The organism is Achromobacter sp. MUI-25009338, from assembly GCF_057359325.1.
Map to the genome: position 1 here is coordinate 5,598,091 of NZ_CM170627.1, position 18,535 is coordinate 5,616,625.

Genomic DNA, 18,535 nt, shown 5'->3' on the forward strand with positions numbered 1-18,535 from the left:
GTTATTGCTTCAGCACTCTACGAGCCAAATTTCTCCCATAGCCAATGCTTTCTGAAATACCACGATCTTCCGGGTAATAATATGATGTATCTGCTGCCCATAGCCCTTGAACCGGCAGTTTTGCATCCGGCACATCATCCAGATAGCCCGGCTCGCAAATCGGCTGCGCATAGCGGTAGCGACTGGCCCGCATATCTACGAAGTCACTGTCCGACAGAGTCGGATTTATTTTCTGCACATACCGTTTCACCTTGTCCAGAAATGCCTTATCCGGCTCAGCATACTTGGGATTTTCGCCCGGCATGTAAAACGGTACATACACGACGTGCTCGCTCAAGGGCCGCAAATTGGAGTACTCCACCAGTCCGGGAATATCCATCTCCGGATCATTAATATTAAGCCAGAAGTTCTCTGTCAGAGCCTGCTTCAGCTTGACGATGACGCACACCACGGCAATGTTCTTCTTATTGTTGAACTTGTCCAGAATAGGTTGAGGCAAGTCCGGCATCAGGCGTGCGACATAGGGCAACGGTACCGTGCTCACGACCTTGTCGAACGCATGCATTTCGCCGCCAGCTACCACACCTCGCACCTGACCGCTCTCGATCACCACCTTGCTAACCGGAGACTTCAAGCGTATCTCTCCGCCATGTTTGCGAATGGCGTCAGCCAAGCCTTGTAGCAGGGTAGACGAACCTCCTTCCAGGTAGCCCAGTTTCTCCTTGAAGAAGCTATACCTCGATCGCCCAATGCGGCGAATGCGGCTCCAGATCCATGCGGCGGACAAGTTATCCGTGTAATCGTAGAATTTGTAATCAAACAGCCTGCGCCACAGGACTTCGTAGGCTTCCTTGCCGACCCATCGTCGAATCCATCCGGTGGCTTCAACGCGATCCAGGGGCTTCCAGTCATTGCGCTTGACAGACAGAAAGGCATGGATGCCGTAACGCACTTTGGCGATGAAGCTCAGCCCCTTGAACTTCAAGAGCGCAACAGGATTGCCCCATGGCTGCAATCTGTCCTGATACCAATACCCCATTTTGGTTTCTACCCAGCGCATTTTTTCCGCCAAGCCCAGCTCCTGCAGCACTTGGAGGAATGCGGTGTCCGACGTGCAGTGGAAGTGATAGTAGCGTTCGATGTCCAGACCATTGAAATCGAACGTCGCAGTCATACCGCCGACTCGATCGTCCGCTTCGAATATCACCGGCTGATGGCCATCCAGCGCCAGCTGGTATGCAACCGCCAGACCCATCGGCCCGGCGCCGAGAACAGCAATCCTTTGCCCCATCGTCAAAACTCCAGAATCACTTTGCTGTACACAGGATCGTGAAACGTCTCATCGATCGCCTTGGCGAAAGGGGTAGGCGTCACATTGAATAAGGCGGGCCAGTCGATAACCTCAAATTCATCGTGGGCCACCAATGCCTTGAGCTGGGCCGCCGTGAACGGCGGGTCGCTGTCGAACAGTGCGTAGGTTTTCAGCAGCAGATAGAACAAGCCGTACGGGATTTTCAGCAGCTTCGCCTTCGCGCCCGTCGAGGCCTTGATCGCACGGATGATATCGATGTAGTCGATTTTCTCCAGGCCGGTAATGTTGAACACCTGACCATTGATGCGGGACTCGATGCAACTGACGATGATGCTGGCGAAATCTCCGGCATATAGCGGCTGGCGCATGAATTTTCCGTCCCCTGGAATCGGAAATACCGGCACGCGCTGCATGAAGCGCGACAACCATCCCAGATGCTTGCGATCGAACCAGCCAAACATCAACGTGGGCCGCAGCACCACGCAGTTGATTCCGCTTTCCAGAACGATACGCTCCTGATCCTTCTTGGTATTGGTGTAGAAATCGTCGGCTACCGATTCCACGACGGACGAGCTGATGTGGACGGTATAAGGGACGTCATAGCGCTTGATCGCCGCCAGCAGAATTTCGGTCGACGTGATGTTGTTCCGGATGAACGGCTCCAGGTTCGGATCACCGATCTGCGCCTGTAGCATCACGACGGTATCAGCCCCTTCCACATGCTTTTCCCATTCTCCCCGTTCCGCTAAATCCGCATACTCGATGATCAAATCAGGGTGAAACGAGCGCAGCACCTCCAAGTTGGCTCGATGCTTGTCCAGAACGACGATATTTGTGTAGCCCTTGCGCTTGAGCTGAGCTACCATATTCTGGCCGACCAAACCGGCACCGCCCGGGATAAGGATCTTTCTTTGACTTTCGCTCATAGTTTCTAAATTATCTATCCAGGCGCAGTGCCACAGCGGACCACTCGCCAAAGCCTGTGCCCGCATCCGTAAGCGTGATTTCGTACTCTTGCGCAGGCCAAGCCAAGCGATCGAATTCGAGCCGGATCCAACCCTCGGTCGAGGGCAACATCACTGGCGCAGTCGCTTCTTTTCCGATCAGAAGAAATTGCGAGCGCGCATAGGGACCGGAACGGTATAGAACCGACTCGCCCGATTTGACTTTCAAATGCAGCGTACCGGTGTCGGAGTCTCCTTGAACATTGCTGCCTATCACCTGCAATCCCTTGAAGCTTGACCTCTCGTAGTCGGATCCGGTCCAACCGCCATTGGCCAAGACCGCGCTAATACCAATGTCCTGTCCGTCAGGCATGGAGGCGTTCGCGGTTGAAGCCTTCAGACTAGGCAGTGGCGAGGTCAGTCTTGCTGTGCAACCCGCTCCCACCACCTGTACGGCTTCGAGGCCCACAGCTCCTGCTTTCGCGAGGTACCCTTCAAAACGGTGCAAAGTATCGCCACTTTGTCGGAACAAGAGCGGCGGACTTGAAATCAGAGCGTACCCTATCCGCCTGCCATTGCTATCGCTCAACCAAGCCCCCTGACCGTTAACGACCGCCGTGCCGCGTACCCACCCGCTTATCCGATCGTAGTCTCCTGCCGCAAGTTCGAACACATAGTCGACCCGCGCTTGGCACTCGCCCACCGTGCCCACCTCGGCAGGCGTACCCAGCCTTGCGCGAACTCCGCGCAAGGCGGGTGAATCGAAGATTGACAATTCGGCCTGCGCTGCGCGAGCGGCTATCCCTTCTACATGCCCGATGAACGGATAAACGAGGCCAATCCTATTGTCATCCTTGGCACCCATGGCCAGCGCTAACGCAGCCAGCTTTCTTTCCGACTCGGCAACAAGCGGTCCGGACAGATCTCGTCCCTGAACAAGCCCGACGTAGGCATGCAGCGCAAGTAACGGTAATAAGTATGCGAACGCCCGCCCCTTGATTCGCGCTTTCAGACTATCGGTCAATAGAACAAAGAAAGCCGCCCATGCCATGATGGCTGGCGTGCTGTAGCGGCTGGAAAGAATCTGTTCGGGCCCGAACTGCAGGCGTCCAATGGCTGTCGCAAGCGCAGTACCTCCAATGAATATCAAATAACTTAAGAGCGCAAGCCGCAAGCCTGCTTGCCGTGCGCGGCAGGCCGCGGCAATACCCCAGATGACAGATGTCGCGACCAGCAGCGTCCCTGCGCCGATCGCGATCTGAAGTTTGTGGCTACTCTTGTGCATCAGATAGAAAAATGGGCTGCCGAGATAAGCCAGCACATTGCGTGCTATATCCATCGGATGTGCGAGCAGAATGACCAGTATCGAATCGTGGCTCGCAGAATTGGGCGACACATAGTTATAAAAGTAGAGCAAGCTGCCGCCAACTGTCAGGACCAGCAATACCAGAATCCGTGACAAGGACATGCGCAACAGTACCGCGTACAACACCATCAAAGGCAAGACGATGACACCATTGACCATCGTCCCCATGGAAGCCAGACCGAACAGGCAGGCGAGCACATACGTACCTCGCACAGCCTGGGGCTCTTCCGAGCGATACAAGGCGGTCAGCGCGCACAGTGGCAACAGTTGTGCCAAAAAGAACTGGCTTTGAAACCCCCAGGTGAAGTTTTCGCTTTGGCACCAGGAGAACACCCACCCCATCAGGAAAAGACTGATGCACCAGCGGGAGAGCCGCAAGCCCGGACCCGGCATCGACCACGCAAGCACGCGGCAAAAAACCAGGCCGGCAAGGCCTGCCAGCACATAATTCATGACCACCAGGAAAACGCCCGCCCCCCCAAACCAACTTATATCCAACCAGAACAACACCCTAGACCAGAATATCCGGTGTTCGTTGTGCTGCATCCACCAGGCCGACCAATCTCCCTGAGTGACAGCCATGTAGAAGTCCAGGTATCCGTCCCACATGTCCCAGTAAGGCACAGGCGAATACATGCGTATCCCGCTCACCACGGCGAAGGCTACTGTGAACGCTGTCGCCACGAAAAATGCCGCCAGGATGCATCTTTCGCCTAGACGCATGCTTATTGTGTTGTCGGAGTGGAGGGGGGACTCACGCGATGATGCTGAGTAGAACATGGCCGCTCAGATATCCATCTTGTTGAACACGAATCGTGGCAAATGGCGGATAACTAGCATGATCAGCGCCCATTTGCCGGGCGCATAGATAACGGGCGCTCCGCGCGCCATGCCCTTGACGATCACGGCCGCCACATCCTCGACGCGGGCCATGGATCCGCCTTTGCCTGCCTGCCGCATTGATGCTGTCATGGGCGTCTCGGTAGGGCCTGGTTTGATCAGAACGACCTTCACGGGGCTCGCCGCAAAGCGATGCTGCAGCCCCTGCGCGTACCGCGTAACCAGGCCTTTTGCAGCACCGTAAACGTAATTTGACCTTCTGCCGCGGTCACCTGCAACCGAGCCGATCAGGGCCAGCGTACCCAATTGAGCCTTCTCCATGGTCAATGCGAAGGCTTCCGCAAATAAGACCGGCGACGTCGCATTGATTTCCAGAGCTTTGACGGTTTCGGTAGGATTCAATTCGCATGCACGCTGATCGGGAAGCGAACCATGCGCAATCAGCACGCGATGCACAGGGCGCGTTGCGGTCAATTCAGACACTAATGCGCCAACGGCCTCAGGATCTGCGAAATCCGAAAAATGGCGAACGATGATCTCCGAGCCCGGGCTGCGGACTCTGAGGTCGGCCGCCACCCGCTCGGTCTTGGCCAAATCACGGCCCACCAGCGTCAGTTCAATTGCTTCGTCCTTTACCCACAGCCGCGCACAGTGTTCGGCAATGGCGGACGTGGCGCCGACGACAACGACCCGCGTCAGGTTTCCATGCATTCTCAGCTTCCTATCAAGCGGCGCGAGAGCGCCGAACTGATTCCCGGATCGCGATAGGCCAGGAACTCTGGCAAGCGGGGGTAACCCACTTCGAACAGCTCGCGAGGCATACGCGCGTCTTTCGCCGGATAAATGCGCCCCCCTGCAGACCGCACGACCTCGTCCAGGCGCATCAACAACCGGTGGGTCGCGCTGCCACGGTTGGGAAAGTCGAGAGCAAGCGTTATGCCGGGTTGCGGAAAACTCAACATGCCGGATGCCTGCCTATCGCCGAAGGTCTTCAACACGGCCAGAAAGGATCCCTGTCCAGAGCGAGAGATCACATTGAGCATCTCCTTGACGGCGTCCTTGCCCACATTTCGTGGCACCACGCTCTGGTATTGAAAAAAGCCCTTGGGACCGTACATCCGATTCCATTCCAGCAGATTGTCCAAGGGATAGAAAAACGGTTGGTAATGATCAAGTCCCCTGGTCGCCTTCATCCGGTTCATGTGGAAATATAGGAAATTGAAGGGTTTGAGAGACAAGCGATTCACCAGGGACATGGGAGGCACGATCGGCATAGTTCGGGGAACGCGAGCCGGCATCGGCAATTGCCCAGCATCAGCGTGGTTAGCGCGCATGAAAACGCCCCGACCTTTCGGCGACATGCAGTCGATCCAGGAGACCGTATATTCCCAGTCGGCCTCGGAGGCATCGGCCAACTCACAGAACTCATCCACACCGGCGTAAGGCAAGGTTTCCGTCGACAACCAGGGCCCATGACATCGACGCAACTGCAACTCCGCCTGAACAATTACGCCAGTCAGACCCAATCCGCCGACAGTCGCGGCAAACCAGGGCGCTTGTTGACGCGGTCCACAATCAAGCACATCTCCGTTTGTCCGGATCAACCGCAAGGACAGTACGTTGTCGCCGAAGGAGCCCATGACATGGTGATTCTTGCCATGCACATCGTTGGCAATGGCACCGCCGACCGTAACGATCTGCGTACCAGGTGTGACCGGAAGCGCCCAGCCGCGGGGAATGGCCAACCGCTGAATGTCCCGCAGCAGAACACCCGCCTCGCATACCAATCGGCCGGTGTCGCTATCGAATGAGATGAAACGATTCAGCCCGGAAGTGCGCCACAGCGTACCTCCAGGATTCAGGCACACGTCGCCATAGCTGCGTCCCATGCCATAAGCAAGGCCAGGCAGCCTACAGGCTTGCATATGAGCCTGAACATCCGGCAGTTCGGACAGCGCCAGGACTTCGTGATCGTCACTGGTGAGCCGCCCCCAGGAGGAGACCGCTACCATGGCCACGGAGCGGATGCTCCCATTAACACCGCACCAAAAATAACCCCGGCGACAAGACTCGCGCGGTCCTTGACTGCAAAAATCACGGGGTCATCGTGCATTTCACCGCGGTGAGCACGTATCCATACCCAACTGATCCAGAACAGCATGACCGGCACACCTACCCAGGCAAGCTCGGGCGTATGGTAGAGGCGCAGCACACTTTCATTGTTGAAATACAACGCCAGCACCACGACAGCGGCAAAACCCGAATTCACGCCTAGCACCTGGATCAGCGGTGCATCAGTAGTAACGTAGGCGCGCCCGTGCGCCCTGTTCTTGCCGCGTAAAAGTTGGAGTTGCAATTCGGCGTATCGCTTCACGAACGCCAGCGAAAGAAACAGAAAACCGGAAAACGCTAACAACCAAAACGACAGCTCGAGATCGGACGCCGCAGCTCCGGCAACGATGCGCATCGTATATAGAACCGCCAGCGTCAGACAGTCAAGCAGCATCAAACGCTTCAAACCCCAGGAATAGGCGCATGTCACGAAAAAATAGATGCTCAGTGCAACAAGGAAATGGCCGCCCACGAATGTTCCGATTGCCAAGCTGAGCAGCAACAGCAAGGGCGCAGCTATCACGCCTTTCCACACTGGCAAGGCACCAGAAGCAAACGGCCGCCTGGACTTGCGCGGATGTTGCCGATCGCTATCCAGGTCCGTCAGATCATTGGCGATATAGACCGAGGAGGCGCACAAACTGAACGATAGGAACGCTAGTGCCAAGGCCTGCCAGATACCGACATCGGAAAAATGATGAGAGGCGAACAAGGGCACGAAAAGCAGGATGTTCTTCAGCCATTGGTGAATGCGCAGCGCCCGGCGCCAGACAGCCAGTTCGGCCACGGGCGTCTTGAACTCCCGCTCGACTTCACAGAGGGAAGATGCCAACTGCGCCAAACCTTTGGGTGCTTCCACCACCACGGCGCGACGCGCCGCTTGCCAGACGTGCAGGTCTGCAGATGAATTCCCGGCGTAATCAAAGCCTCGTTCGCCGAAACGCCGCTGCAATGCAGCAGCCTTGTTCGTGCCCGCCAGATTTATTTCGCCGTCGCTGGCCATGACGATATCGAACAGTTCAAGATGCTCGGCGATCGCACAGGCCTGCACCTTGTCAGACGCGGTGCACAACACCAGCATGCGGCCCGCCTGGCGCTCGCCACGCAGCCAGTCTATTAGCTCCTTGTTATACGGCAGCAAGCTGGCATCCATATCCGCGCGCTGGGCTAGATGATGCTTCAGTATCGCTTTGCCTCGAGCCAGCCACATCGGTATACGCAAGGCGTCCAAAGGGTGTTCACGAACCGCTTTCAATGCGGCCTCATGCAACATGTCCGTGCGGATCAACGTACCGTCGAGGTCAACAACAAGCGGAATTGCAGTCAAGCGGGCACCTTCAAAATAGAAAATGGGCCAGCCGGCCGCGCATACGCGTCACGATCCGACCGGGCGTTAAATAAAACGACCAGCCAAAACAAAAGCACGCCATTTTAGCGCGCTCACAGATAACTAAACAAAACGGAAAGTAATGGGGTATCTGGCGAGCCAGGAGGAGGGAACTGCCGCCGCCTGACCTATCGCCGATACTTGAAAGCTTTAATTAACCCCGGCCGCATGCGCCTGCTCGTCGGCATGGTACGAAGAACGCACCATCGCGCCCACCGCCGCGTGGGAGAACCCCATCGCGTAGGCTTCGCGCTCGAACATGGCGAAGGTGTCGGGATGCGCGTAGCGCAGCACCGGCAGGTGGTGTTCGGACGGCTGCAGGTACTGGCCGATGGTCAGCATGTCCACGCCGTGCGCGCGCATGTCGCGCATCACCTGCAGGATTTCCTCGTCGGTCTCGCCCAGGCCCAGCATCAGGCCGGATTTGGTCGGGACTTCGGGATGCAGCTTCTTGAACTCGGCCAGCAGCTTCAGCGAGTGCATGTAGTCCGACCCCGGACGCGCCTGCTTGTACAGGCGCGGCACGGTTTCCAGGTTGTGGTTCATCACGTCCGGCGGGCCGGCGTTGAGAATGGTGAGCGCGCGGTCCAGGCGGCCGCGGAAGTCCGGCACCAGCACCTCGATGCGGGTGGTGGGCGACAGTTCGCGGATGTGGGTGATGCAGTCGACGAAGTGGCCGGCGCCGCCGTCGCGCAGGTCGTCGCGGTCGACCGAGGTGATCACGACGTAGTTCAGCTTCATCGCGGCGATGGTGCGCGCGAGGTTTTCAGGTTCCTTGGTGTCCAGCGGGTCCGGACGGCCGTGGCCCACGTCACAGAACGGGCAGCGGCGCGTGCACTTGTCGCCCATGATCATGAAGGTGGCCGTGCCCTTGCCGAAGCACTCGCCGATGTTGGGGCAGGAGGCTTCTTCGCAGACCGTGTGCAGGTTGTGTTCGCGCAGGATGCGCTTGATGTCGTAGAAACGCGAACCGGGCGCGGCGGCCTTCACGCGGATCCACTCGGGCTTCTTCAGGCGTTCGGCCGGAACGATCTTGATGGGAATGCGCGCCGTCTTGGCCTGCGATTTCTGCTTTTGCGTCGGATCGTAGGCCGCGTCCGCAGGCGTGGCGGCGGATTCGTTCGAAGGAACAGGAGACTCGGCGAGCGTGGACATTGGACACCTTCACGGCCGGCGCGCGAACGGGCCGGCTTTGGGACAAAAATGGCATTTTACCCCTGGCGGCCGGAAACGCCCCCGAAGCGGACCGATCCCAGGACGGACGGCCCGCCTCGCGGCCGGCTCGCCTGGGTTATCGTCACGCCTGACGAATCCCGGTTTTCCCCATGGCCAGCCTGCTCCCGCCCCGCCCCATCGCCCTGATCGCACCGCGCCTGGACGCCGCCCCGGCCGCCCGCGCCATGCAGGCCTGCGCCGAAGCGCTGGCGCCCGCCGGCTACTATCTGGCCGCCGCGCCCTGGCAGGACCCGGCGGCGCTGGCCATGCTGGACGCGCTGCGCCCGGCGGCCGCGCTGGTCATCGGCCCACTGGACGACCCCGGCCTGCGGGCCGCGGTGGCCGCGCTGGAGATCCCGCTGGTCGAGACCTGGAGCGCCTCGGCGCAGCCGCCCGACGGCGCTGTCGTGGTGAACAACGAGGAAGCGGGACGCCGGGCCGCGCGGCACTTCGCGGCCAAACGCTACGCGCGGGTGGCCTGCGTCAGCGCCGACTGCCCCTGGGAACGCGCGCGGCGCGCCGGCTTCATCGGCAGCGCCGCCGCGCTGGGGCTGGAACTGGTGGCCGACATCGTGCAGCCCGAGGTGCAGCACCTGAACGACGGCCGCATGGCCTTTCTGCGCCTGCTGGCCACCAACACCATCTTCGACGCGGTGTTCTGCAGCTCCGACCTGCTGGCCGCGGCCGCCGTATCGGAAGCGCATAACCGCGACCTGCACGTGCCGCAGGACCTGGCGGTGCTGGGCTTCAGCGACGACGGCAGCGCGGCCCAATGGGCGCAAGGCCTGACCACCCTGGCCGTGGACGCCGCCGACCTGGGCCGGCGCGCCGCCCGGTTCCTGCTCGACCGCCTGCAGGGCGAACGCGGCGCCGGCGAACGGGAAACGATCGAGGCCGTATTCGAGGAGCGGTTGAGCACGTAACGGGGCTACACGCCCTCGTACAACGCCGGGAATCCGCTGGCCTGCAGCATGGCGTTGGCTTCCCGCAGAAAGGCGGGGGTGGCGGTTTCGGGCACGCGGACCAGCCATTGCACGGCCTCTTCCTTGCGTCCGCGCAACAGCAGCAGGCGTCCCAGGTGGAACATGCCGCGGAAATCGCCGCCTTCGGCGCAGCGCTGGTAGCAGTCGAAGGCGCGTTCCATGTCCTGGGCGATCACGTCGCCCGCTTCGTAGTAGCGCCCGACCATGCCGATGGATTTGACGTGGCCGGCCTGCGCCGCCTGCTGGTACAGCGCCAGCGCGGCGGCGGAATTCTGTGCCACGCCGCCGCGGCCGCTGCGCAGCATGTGGGCGTAGTTGTACATGCCCCAGTCCAGCCCGCGATCGGCGGCCAGCCGGAACCAGTAGGCCGCCACGGTATCATCCGGCGCCACGCCCCAGCCGTTCTCGTAGCAGCGCCCGACCATGTTGATGGCCATGGGGTGGTCGGCGTTGGCGGCGCGCTTGAACCACGCCAGGCCGGCCGCCTGGTCGCGTTCGACGCCGGCGCCGTCGAGCAGCATCTGCCCGTAGATGGCCTGGGCCTCGGCCAGGCCCAGCTCGGCGGCCGCGCCGATCCAGGCGGCGTACTCCTCGGGCGGGCCCTGTTCGCGCAGGCGGGCCAGTTGCTCGGGCGTGGTGGCGGCGACGTCGGCCGCGCTGTAGGTCTTCATGCCGTTTCCCTCGCGCGCCGCCAGGCCTGCTGCAGATTGCGCGCCAGCGCGTCGCCGGCCTCGGTGGGCGCGCAGCGCACGCCGCAGCTGGCCATGTCGACGGTGCGCAGGCCCTGGTAGCCGCAGGGATTGATGCCCAGGAAAGGCGCCAGGTCCATTGCGACGTTGAGCGACACGCCGTGATAGGCGCGGCCGTTGCGGATCTTGATGCCGAGCGCGGCGATCTTGGCCAGCTCGCCGCCGCCGTCCGGGTCGGGCACGTATACCCCCGGGGCGCCCGGCTTGCGACAGGCGTGCGCCACGCCCAGATCGGACAGCGTGTCGATGACCGCGCCTTCCAGCAGGTTCACGTATTCCTTGACGTACATGTCGGCGCGGCGCAGGTCGAACAGCGCGTACGCCATCACCTGGCCGGGGCCGTGGTAGGTGACCTGCCCGCCGCGGTCGCAGCGCACGACGGGGATGTTGCCGGGGTTGAGCACATGCTGCGGCAGCCCGGCCTGGCCCAGGGTGTAGACCGGCGCGTGTTCGCACAGCCAGATCTCATCGGGCGTATCGGCGCCGCGCAGGTTGGTATAGGCCTGCATCTCCTGCCAGGTCGACAGGTAATCCGCCGGCCGCGCGAGCCACTTGATCACGACACGCCTTGCTTCAGAGAACGATGGACACCATGGGATGGCCGTGCAGGGCGCGGTAGAGCGCGTCCAGCTGCTCGCGCGAGGTCGCGCGCACGGTGAAGGTCAGCCCCATGTAGTTGCCGCCCTTGCTGGGCCGCATTTCCACCGTCGCGGCGTCGAAGCCGGGGTCGAACTGCAGGACGACTTCGGTCAGCGTCTGCGCGAAATCGGGATGCTGCTTGCCCATCACCTTGATGGGAAAGTCGCTGGGATATTCGATGAGGGACTCTTCGGGCGGGATATGCATGATCTACCTTTTAACCTTGAGCCGGGCAGCGCGCCGGCAAGGCCGCCGGCGCGGCCCCGCCGGGGCCGCCCGATGCCGCAGGCCCGAAGGCCTTGAAGCCTAGAGCGCGGCGATGCGGGCATCATAACCCGCGCGCAGTTGCTCAAAAACGGGGCCGGGCTTACCCGCGCCCACCGGTTTGCCGTCCAGCGAGACGATGGCCAGCACTTCCTTGGTGGCCGAAGACAGCATCAGTTCGTCGGCCTGCTCGACCTCCTGGCGCGAGATGCGGCGCGATTCGAACGGGATGCCCGCCTCCGCCGCCAGCTCGCCCATCAGGCCGTAGCGGATGCCTTCCAGGATCAGGTTGTTCTTGGGCGGGGCCAGCAGCTTGCCGCCGGAAACCACCCAGATGTTGGTGGACGAGCCTTCGGTCAGGTAGCCGTCGCGGAACTGCAGCACCTCGTCGACCTGCGCGTCGACAGCCTGCTGCTTGGCCAGCACGTTGCCCAGGAGCGAGACCGACTTGATCTCGCAGTGCAGCCAGCGCTCGTCGGGGATGCTGATGGCGGACAGGCCCTGGTCGCGCTGCGCGGCGGCCGGCGGCGACCAGGCCGACACCATGCCGAAGACGGTGGGCGTCACGGGAACCGACGGGAACTGGTGGTCCCGCTTGGCCACGCCGCGCGTCACCTGCAGATAGACGATGCAGGTTTCCAGCTCGGTGCGCGCCAGCAGTTGCTGGATCAGGTCGATCCAGCCGGCGCGGTCGAAGGGCTGGGCGATGCGCAGCGCCGCCAGGCTGCGGTCCAGGCGGTCGAGATGCTCGGCCATGCGGAACGCATTGCCCTGGTACACGGGCACGACTTCGTAGATGCCGTCGCCGAAAATAAAGCCGCGGTCGAGGACGGAGATCTTGGCCTCGTCCACCCGCAGGAACTCACCGTTGAGATACACCTGGCTATCGCCCGGCACGCCCGGAATCATGACGCACTCCTGAGAATCGAAGGATAGGGGCGCACCGGCAGGTCCGCCCCGGGAATGAAGACGGGCGTTTCATCACGAAACGCCCGTCGCTAGCTTACACCCACGGGGCGCGCGGCCGCGCCCCCGGCCGTTCTGTTATTCGAACCAGCGCTTGACCGTATCGACCATGCGGCCGAAGAAGCCCGCGCGTTCGACCGCGTCCTGCACCACCAGCGGCTCGCTGCGCAGCACCTTGCCGTCCAGCGTGAACTGCAGGGTGCCGACCTGCTGGCCCTTGGCCAGCGGGGCGATCAGCGGGTCGGTGCGCTGCGCCACCGGCTTGAGCTCGCCGGCCTTGCCGCGCGGCACCGCGATCGACACCGGGTTGGGCGGACCCAGCTTGACGTTCTCGGCCACGCCTTCCCAGACGCGCGCGTCGATGCCCGGCTGGCTCTTGTCGAACAGCTTCACGGTGTCGAAATTCTGGAAGCTCCAGTTCAGCAGCTTCAGGCTTTCCTCGGCGCGCGTGGCTTCGCTGTCGGTGCCCACCACCACCACCAGGATGCGGCGGTCGCCGCGCATCGCGGTCGACACCAGGCAGTAGCCGGCCGATTCGGTATGGCCGGTCTTCATGCCGTCCACCGAGGGATCGGCCCACAGCAGGCGGTTGCGGTTGGGCTGGGTGATCTTGTTGTAGGTGAAGCTTTTCTGCTTGTAGTAGTGGAAGTAGTCCGGGTGATCGGTGATCAGGCGCGACGACAGGATCGCCAGGTCGCGCGCCGAGGTCATGTGCTGCGGATCGGGCAGGCCGGTGGCGTTCATGAAGTGCGTGTTGCGCATGCCCAGGCGCTCGGCCTCCTGGTTCATGAGCGAGGCGAACGCGCCTTCGCTGCCGCCGACCGCTTCGGCCAGGGCCACCGAGGCGTCGTTGCCGGACTGCACGATCATGCCCTGGTTCAGTTCGTCCACGGTGACCGGCTTGCGCGGCTCGATGAACATGCGCGAACCGCCGGTGCGCCACGCGTGCTCGGAAACCGGCACGGTCTGCTCCAGCGTCAGGCGCTTTTCCTCGAGCGCGTTGAAGACGACGTAGGCCGTCATGATCTTGGTCAGCGAGGCCGGCTCGACCTTCATGTCCGGGTTGGAGGCCGCCAGGGTCTGGCCGCTGTTCACGTCCATCACGATCCAGGCCTTGGCCGCGATCGTGGGCGCCGGCACCGCCGACACTTCGCCCACCGGCACCACGCCCGAAGCCGAGGGCGCGGGAGCGGCCGCGCCTGTGGCCGGCGCCGCGGCGGCGGGCGCCTGCTGTTGCTGCGACCAGGCCGGCATCGAGGCCGCGAGCATCGCCGACAACACCGCGCCGCTAAGCAGGCGGCGGGTAAAGACTGCGGGGGAGTGAACGGGGTGGGGCAAATTCTTCATCGGCAACGTGGGTCCAGGATTGACGCCCGCCGGCGCGGGTCAGGTGGCTGACAATTATAGGCAGACGCTAAGACCCGTTCAGCCCGGGCAGGGTTCCCGCCGCCGCGAAAACATGCAACTTGATGCAACCCGTTCAGTCTAGGGAGACCTTCAGTCGCGCTTGCACCAGTTGGCGCAGCACCAGCAATTTTCCGTGGAAGAAATGCGAGGCGCCCGGCACCACGACCACCGGAATGGAGCGCGGGCGCGCCCAGTCCATGGCCTCGGACAGCGGCACGACTTCGTCCTCTTCGCCATGCACCATCAGCGTGTCGTCCGGCACCTGCACCTCGTGCGACTGGAAGCGGTTGACCGCGGGCCCCATCAGCATCAGCGCCGACGGCAGCACCGCGTCGCCCTGCTCGGCCAGCGCGGCATAGGTCTGCGCGGCGACGGCGGTGCCGAACGAAAAGCCGGCCAGCACCCACGGCGCCTGCGCCAGCTCCGGATGCAGTTCGCGCATCTGCGCGACCACGGCCAGCATGTCCTGGGTCTCGCCGACGGACTTGTCGAACTCGCCCTCGGACAGCCCGACGCCGCGGAAATTCGGGCGCACCGCCACCAGGCCGTGCTGCACGCAGGCGCGCGACACGGTCGTGACGACCTTGTTCTCGCGCGCTCCGCCCTGCAGCGGATGCGGATGCAGCACCAGCGCCCAGCCGCGCGGCGCGCCGGCGGGCCAGTCTACGGCGCAATCGATGCGGCCTGCGGGGCCGTTGAATGCGTGGGTTTCAGTGCGTGCGGACATGGCGAAACTCGTAAAGCGGAAAGAAGAGGAGGATGTTAACCGCCCGCCTTGGGCGCGGGCTTCAGGGTCGCAGCCAGCCATTGCGCCAGCTGGTCGGCGGCGTCATTGCTGGCCTGGCGCAAGGCGGCCACGCCGCCGGCGGCGTCCTGCGTGGGCGCGTCGGCCCGCGCCACGATGCGCTTCTGGCCCAGCACCGTCCGGCCCTGCACCAGCACGGCCTGCAGCAGGATGCGCCCCTCGCTGGCGCTGCCGTCGGCCGCGAACACCTGCTCGAACTGCGACAGGAACACCTGCAGCTGCGGCGTCTGCAGGCTGACGCGTTCGTTGAGCACCGGCCCCTGGCGCGACAGGCGCTCGGCGATGCGCTGGCGCAGCAGCTCGGTGGGCGACGAGGCCCAGCGGTAGGTGGCATAGGCCTTGGGCGCGGCGCTGTCGCCCACGCGCCAGATCACGCTGGTATCGGACAGGCTGGGCACGGCCTGGAACGTCATCGCGATCGGCTCGCGCGACGGCAGCGCCGGCACCGGCGCGGCGTCCAGGCCCAGGTCGAACACCGTGGGCGGCGCCGGCACGCGGCCAAAGCCACAGCCCGCCAGGACCAGGGTCAGGATGAAAACGGCGCTACGCATCTTGATCATGGGCTATCTCCCGAAACCGGCAAAGCCAGCCTCGCCGGGTCCGGGCTCGCGGGGCGCCGGGCCGAACAATAAGGACTGCGGCGTGTTGTCCACACGGCGCAGGGTCATGGCCGCGCCGCGCGCGGCCTCGTTGACGCTGGCCGCCATGCCGGTGATGGCCGGCAGGGTTTCGCCATCCAGCCGCGCGGCGGCCAGGGCGATGTCGTTGAGGCTGCTGGTGGCGACCGACAAGGCGCCGCCGGGCGCCGTCAGGCGCGCCAGCGACTGGCGCGCCTGCAGCGCCAGGCCGCCGACTTCGCGCGCGGCGTGATCGGCCTGGCGCGAGGTGGCGTTCAGCGATTCCATGAGCGGCCCCAGCTTGGCCATCGCCGGGCCGAGGCCGCTGCTGGCCTCTTTCAGCGATTGCGTGAGGTCGGTGACGTTCTGCAGGCTGGCGGTCAGCGCCTGCACGTTCTGTTCGCTCAGGATGCGGCGCATCTGCTCGGAGACCTGCTCCACGTTCGAGATGAGCTGGTCTCCGCGCTGCCCGAGGCGCTCGAGAAAGCCCGGCCGCAGCGGGATGGCGGCCGGATGCAGCGCCGAGGATTCCAGCCGCTTGCTCGAAGTGCCGTCGTCGCGCAGCTCGATGTTGGACATGCCGGTCACGCCCTGCACGCCCAGTTCGGCCCAGGTCGATTCGGTGATCGGCGTGTTCGGCGCGATGCCGATGCGGATGCGCACCTGCCCCGGCTTGTCCGGGTTCAGCGCCAGCGACTGCACCTTGCCCACGGGCACGCCCTGGTAGCGCACGGTGGACTGCGGATTCAGGCCGCTGACGGCGGTGGCGGAGATGATTTCGTATGGTTGCAGCTGGGTCCGGTCGCGGCCGATCCAGATGGCCGCCAGCGCAGCGGCGGCCAGCAAGACCAGCGTAAAGATACCGGCCATGAGCGCATGACTACGGTTTTCCATGATGCAATCCCTTCGGCGCCATGTCTCCCAGCGCGCGCAGGCCGCGCTCGCCCAGGAAGAACGTATGAATGAACGGGTGATCGACCTTCAGGACTTCCTGCACGGTGTCGTTCACGATCACCCGCTTGTCGGCGAGCACGGCCACGCGCGTGGCCAGGGCCAGCAGCGTATCCAGGTCGTGCGTCACCATGACCACGGTAAAGCCCAGCTGCCGGTGCAGGTTGCGCACCAGGTCCACGAACTCGTCGGAACGCAGCGGGTCCAGGCCGGCCGTGGGCTCGTCCAGGAACAGCAATTCCGGGTCCAGGGACAGCGCGCGCGCCAGCGCCACGCGCTTGACCATGCCGCCGGACAGGTCGGAGGGCCGCTTGTCGGCATCGCGCGAGGACAGGCCCACCATCGCCAGCCGGCACATGACGACGTCGCGCACCAGGTCTTCGGGCACCGTGCGCAGCTCGCGCAGCGGCAAGGCGATGTTGTCGTACACGGACAGCGCCGAGAACAGCGCCCCGGCCTGGAACAGCATGCCCCAGCGGTACGACAGGCTGCGGCGCTCGGCCGGACTCAGCTCGGACAGCGAGTGCCCCAGCACCTTGATCGAGCCGGCCGCCGGCTGCTCCAGCCCGATGATCTGGCGCAGCAGCACGGTCTTGCCGGTGCCCGATCCGCCCACCAGCACCTGGATCTCGCCGGGAAACACCGTGAGGTCCAGGTTGTCGTGCACCACGTGGTCGCCGAAGGCGGTGCGCAGGCCGCGCACCGTGATGACGGGCTCGACGGTGACGTCGTCTTGCACGAACAGCCGGTGCTGGGCGACGCTGTCCATCAGATGCCCACCGAACTGAAGGCCACGGCGTACAGCGCGTCCAGCAGGATCACGCCGGTGATGGACGTGACCACCGAAGTCGTGGTGCCGCGCCCCAGGCTTTCCGTGTTGGGCTGGATGCACAGCCCGAAGTGGCATGCGATCAGCGCGATCAGCATGCCGAAGGTCACGCCCTTCATGATGCCGATCCAGTAATTGGTCAGCGAAATGGCGTCCGGCAGCGACTGCAGGAACCATTGCGCCGACACGCCCAGCTGCACCTGCGCGGCCAGCATGCCGCCCAGGATGGCCATCGCGTCGGTCCACAGCACCAGCAGCGGCATGGTCACGGCCAGCGCGATCACGCGCGGCAGGATCAGGCGCTGCCCGTGCGAAATGCCCATGACCAGCATCGCGTCGAGCTCCTGCGTCACCCGCATGACGCCGATCTGCGCCGTGATCGCCGAGCCCGACCGGCCCGCGACCAGGATGGCGGCCAGCACCGGCCCGAGCTCGCGCACGATGGACACGCCCAGCAGGCGCACGATGAAGCGGTCGGCCCCGATCATCTGCAGCTGCTGCGCCGACAGATAGGACAGGACCACGCCGATCAGAAAGCCCACCAGCGCCGTGATGCCCAGCGCCTGCGCGCCGGTCCGGTAGATCTGCGCCGAGATCTCGCGCCAGGGCCCGAGCCGCGGGCGGCGCAGCAGCCCGCCCAGGTCCAGCACCAGCTGCCCCAGCATGGTCAGCAGCGCGCGGCCGTTGGCGGCCGCCTTGAATACCGCGTCCCCCACCGCGCGCAGCCAGGCCCAGGGATCGCCCTTGGGCGCGGCCTGCGGCGTGCCGCCCTTGTTCATGGCCAGCGCGTTGAACACGTCCTGCGGCCCCGGCGACCAGCGCACGCGCTCGGGCAGCTTTTCGCCCCAGGCCTGCCAGATCAGCAGCGCGCCGATGGTGTCCAGCCGGCTGATGCGGTGCAGGTCCCAGCGCGCGCCATCGCGGGCCGCCTGCGCCAGGGCCTGGCGGCGGCGCTCCACCTCGCCGGGTTCTGCGAGCGCCAGCACGCTCCAGTCGCCGGCCACATGGCAGACGCCCCCTTCATGGCGCAGGGGCGTGGCGACGGTTGCGGACGAAACGGAATGCGGCATGCAGGGAGCTTACCAATGCAAAATGTATCGTTAATGATATACGCAGGCGCGTGCCGACCGCGAGCGCGGGCTTGCGTGC

18 protein-coding genes are annotated in these 18,535 nt (G+C 63.6%); 1 reads left to right on the top strand and 17 read right to left on the bottom strand.

Annotated elements, in window-relative coordinates; translation table 11 throughout:
• Position 1 precedes the first annotated feature (1 nt).
• The 7 genes from AC1IQ6_RS26505 to lipA form a co-directional block, all read right to left on the bottom strand.
• The gene (locus AC1IQ6_RS26505) at positions 2 to 1,291 is read right to left on the bottom strand and encodes an NAD(P)/FAD-dependent oxidoreductase (RefSeq protein WP_485865550.1); all 1,290 of its coding nucleotides are present in this window, start codon (positions 1,289 to 1,291) and stop codon (positions 2 to 4) included.
• Between the two features lie 2 nt (positions 1,292 to 1,293).
• On the bottom strand, positions 1,294 to 2,238 hold the full coding sequence (locus AC1IQ6_RS26510) for an NAD-dependent epimerase/dehydratase family protein (protein WP_485865551.1): 945 nt from the start codon (positions 2,236 to 2,238) through the stop codon (positions 1,294 to 1,296).
• 10 nt (positions 2,239 to 2,248) lie between these two features.
• Positions 2,249 to 4,345 carry a hypothetical protein gene (locus tag AC1IQ6_RS26515; protein ID WP_485865552.1) on the bottom strand — a complete coding sequence of 699 codons (2,097 nt, stop codon included), beginning with the start codon at positions 4,343 to 4,345 and terminating at the stop codon, positions 2,249 to 2,251.
• Positions 4,346 to 4,408: 63 nt separating this feature from the next.
• Positions 4,409 to 5,173, bottom strand: coding sequence for an SDR family NAD(P)-dependent oxidoreductase (locus AC1IQ6_RS26520; RefSeq protein WP_485865553.1), 765 nt, complete (start codon positions 5,171 to 5,173; stop codon positions 4,409 to 4,411).
• Positions 5,174 to 5,175: 2 nt separating this feature from the next.
• Complete coding sequence (locus AC1IQ6_RS26525; protein ID WP_485866602.1) at positions 5,176 to 6,474, bottom strand: FAD-binding oxidoreductase; 1,299 nt, start codon at positions 6,472 to 6,474, stop codon at positions 5,176 to 5,178.
• Positions 6,468 to 7,901, bottom strand: coding sequence for a UbiA family prenyltransferase (locus AC1IQ6_RS26530; RefSeq protein ID WP_485865554.1), 1,434 nt, complete (start codon positions 7,899 to 7,901; stop codon positions 6,468 to 6,470). Before AC1IQ6_RS26530 ends, AC1IQ6_RS26525 begins: the two co-directional genes overlap by 7 nt.
• 210 nt (positions 7,902 to 8,111) lie before the next feature.
• On the bottom strand, positions 8,112 to 9,116 hold the full coding sequence (gene lipA / locus AC1IQ6_RS26535) for a lipoyl synthase (RefSeq protein ID WP_102775119.1): 1,005 nt from the start codon (positions 9,114 to 9,116) through the stop codon (positions 8,112 to 8,114).
• Between the two features lie 170 nt (positions 9,117 to 9,286).
• Between lipA and AC1IQ6_RS26540 the strand changes: the two genes are divergently transcribed.
• Entirely contained in the window at positions 9,287 to 10,099 is an 813-nt protein-coding gene (locus tag AC1IQ6_RS26540) for a LacI family DNA-binding transcriptional regulator (protein WP_111826918.1), read from the top strand.
• Positions 10,100 to 10,104: 5 nt separating this feature from the next.
• On the opposite strand, the gene AC1IQ6_RS26545 is transcribed toward AC1IQ6_RS26540, so the two are convergent.
• From AC1IQ6_RS26545 to AC1IQ6_RS26590, 10 genes are all read right to left on the bottom strand, one after another.
• A complete protein-coding gene (locus AC1IQ6_RS26545) occupies positions 10,105 to 10,830 on the bottom strand; it encodes a tetratricopeptide repeat protein (RefSeq protein WP_102775117.1) in 726 nt (241 codons plus the stop codon).
• Entirely contained in the window at positions 10,827 to 11,468 is a 642-nt protein-coding gene (lipB, locus tag AC1IQ6_RS26550) for a lipoyl(octanoyl) transferase LipB (RefSeq protein WP_111826919.1), read from the bottom strand. The genes AC1IQ6_RS26545 and lipB overlap by 4 nt, the downstream gene beginning before the upstream one ends.
• A 13-nt stretch (positions 11,469 to 11,481) precedes the next feature.
• Positions 11,482 to 11,754 (bottom strand): YbeD family protein, encoded by a 273-nt coding sequence (locus AC1IQ6_RS26555; protein ID WP_102775115.1) that lies wholly within the window; start codon positions 11,752 to 11,754, stop codon positions 11,482 to 11,484.
• 99 nt (positions 11,755 to 11,853) lie between these two features.
• Entirely contained in the window at positions 11,854 to 12,720 is an 867-nt protein-coding gene (locus AC1IQ6_RS26560) for a D-amino acid aminotransferase (protein WP_485865555.1), read from the bottom strand.
• A 135-nt stretch (positions 12,721 to 12,855) separates the two neighbouring features.
• Complete coding sequence (locus tag AC1IQ6_RS26565; protein ID WP_102775113.1) at positions 12,856 to 14,124, bottom strand: D-alanyl-D-alanine carboxypeptidase family protein; 1,269 nt, start codon at positions 14,122 to 14,124, stop codon at positions 12,856 to 12,858.
• Positions 14,125 to 14,257: 133 nt separating this feature from the next.
• Positions 14,258 to 14,911 carry an alpha/beta hydrolase gene (locus AC1IQ6_RS26570; RefSeq protein ID WP_102775112.1) on the bottom strand — a complete coding sequence of 218 codons (654 nt, stop codon included), beginning with the start codon at positions 14,909 to 14,911 and terminating at the stop codon, positions 14,258 to 14,260.
• 35 nt (positions 14,912 to 14,946) lie between these two features.
• A complete protein-coding gene (locus AC1IQ6_RS26575; RefSeq protein WP_102775375.1) occupies positions 14,947 to 15,546 on the bottom strand; it encodes an ABC-type transport auxiliary lipoprotein family protein in 600 nt (199 codons plus the stop codon).
• Between the two features lie 6 nt (positions 15,547 to 15,552).
• Complete coding sequence (locus AC1IQ6_RS26580) at positions 15,553 to 16,500, bottom strand: MlaD family protein (protein ID WP_181391048.1); 948 nt, start codon at positions 16,498 to 16,500, stop codon at positions 15,553 to 15,555.
• Entirely contained in the window at positions 16,487 to 17,326 is an 840-nt protein-coding gene (locus AC1IQ6_RS26585; RefSeq protein WP_485865556.1) for an ABC transporter ATP-binding protein, read from the bottom strand. The genes AC1IQ6_RS26580 and AC1IQ6_RS26585 overlap by 14 nt, the downstream gene beginning before the upstream one ends.
• On the bottom strand, positions 17,326 to 18,456 hold the full coding sequence (locus AC1IQ6_RS26590; protein ID WP_485865557.1) for an MlaE family ABC transporter permease: 1,131 nt from the start codon (positions 18,454 to 18,456) through the stop codon (positions 17,326 to 17,328). The genes AC1IQ6_RS26585 and AC1IQ6_RS26590 overlap by 1 nt, the downstream gene beginning before the upstream one ends.
• Between the last annotated feature and the right edge of the window lie 79 nt (positions 18,457 to 18,535).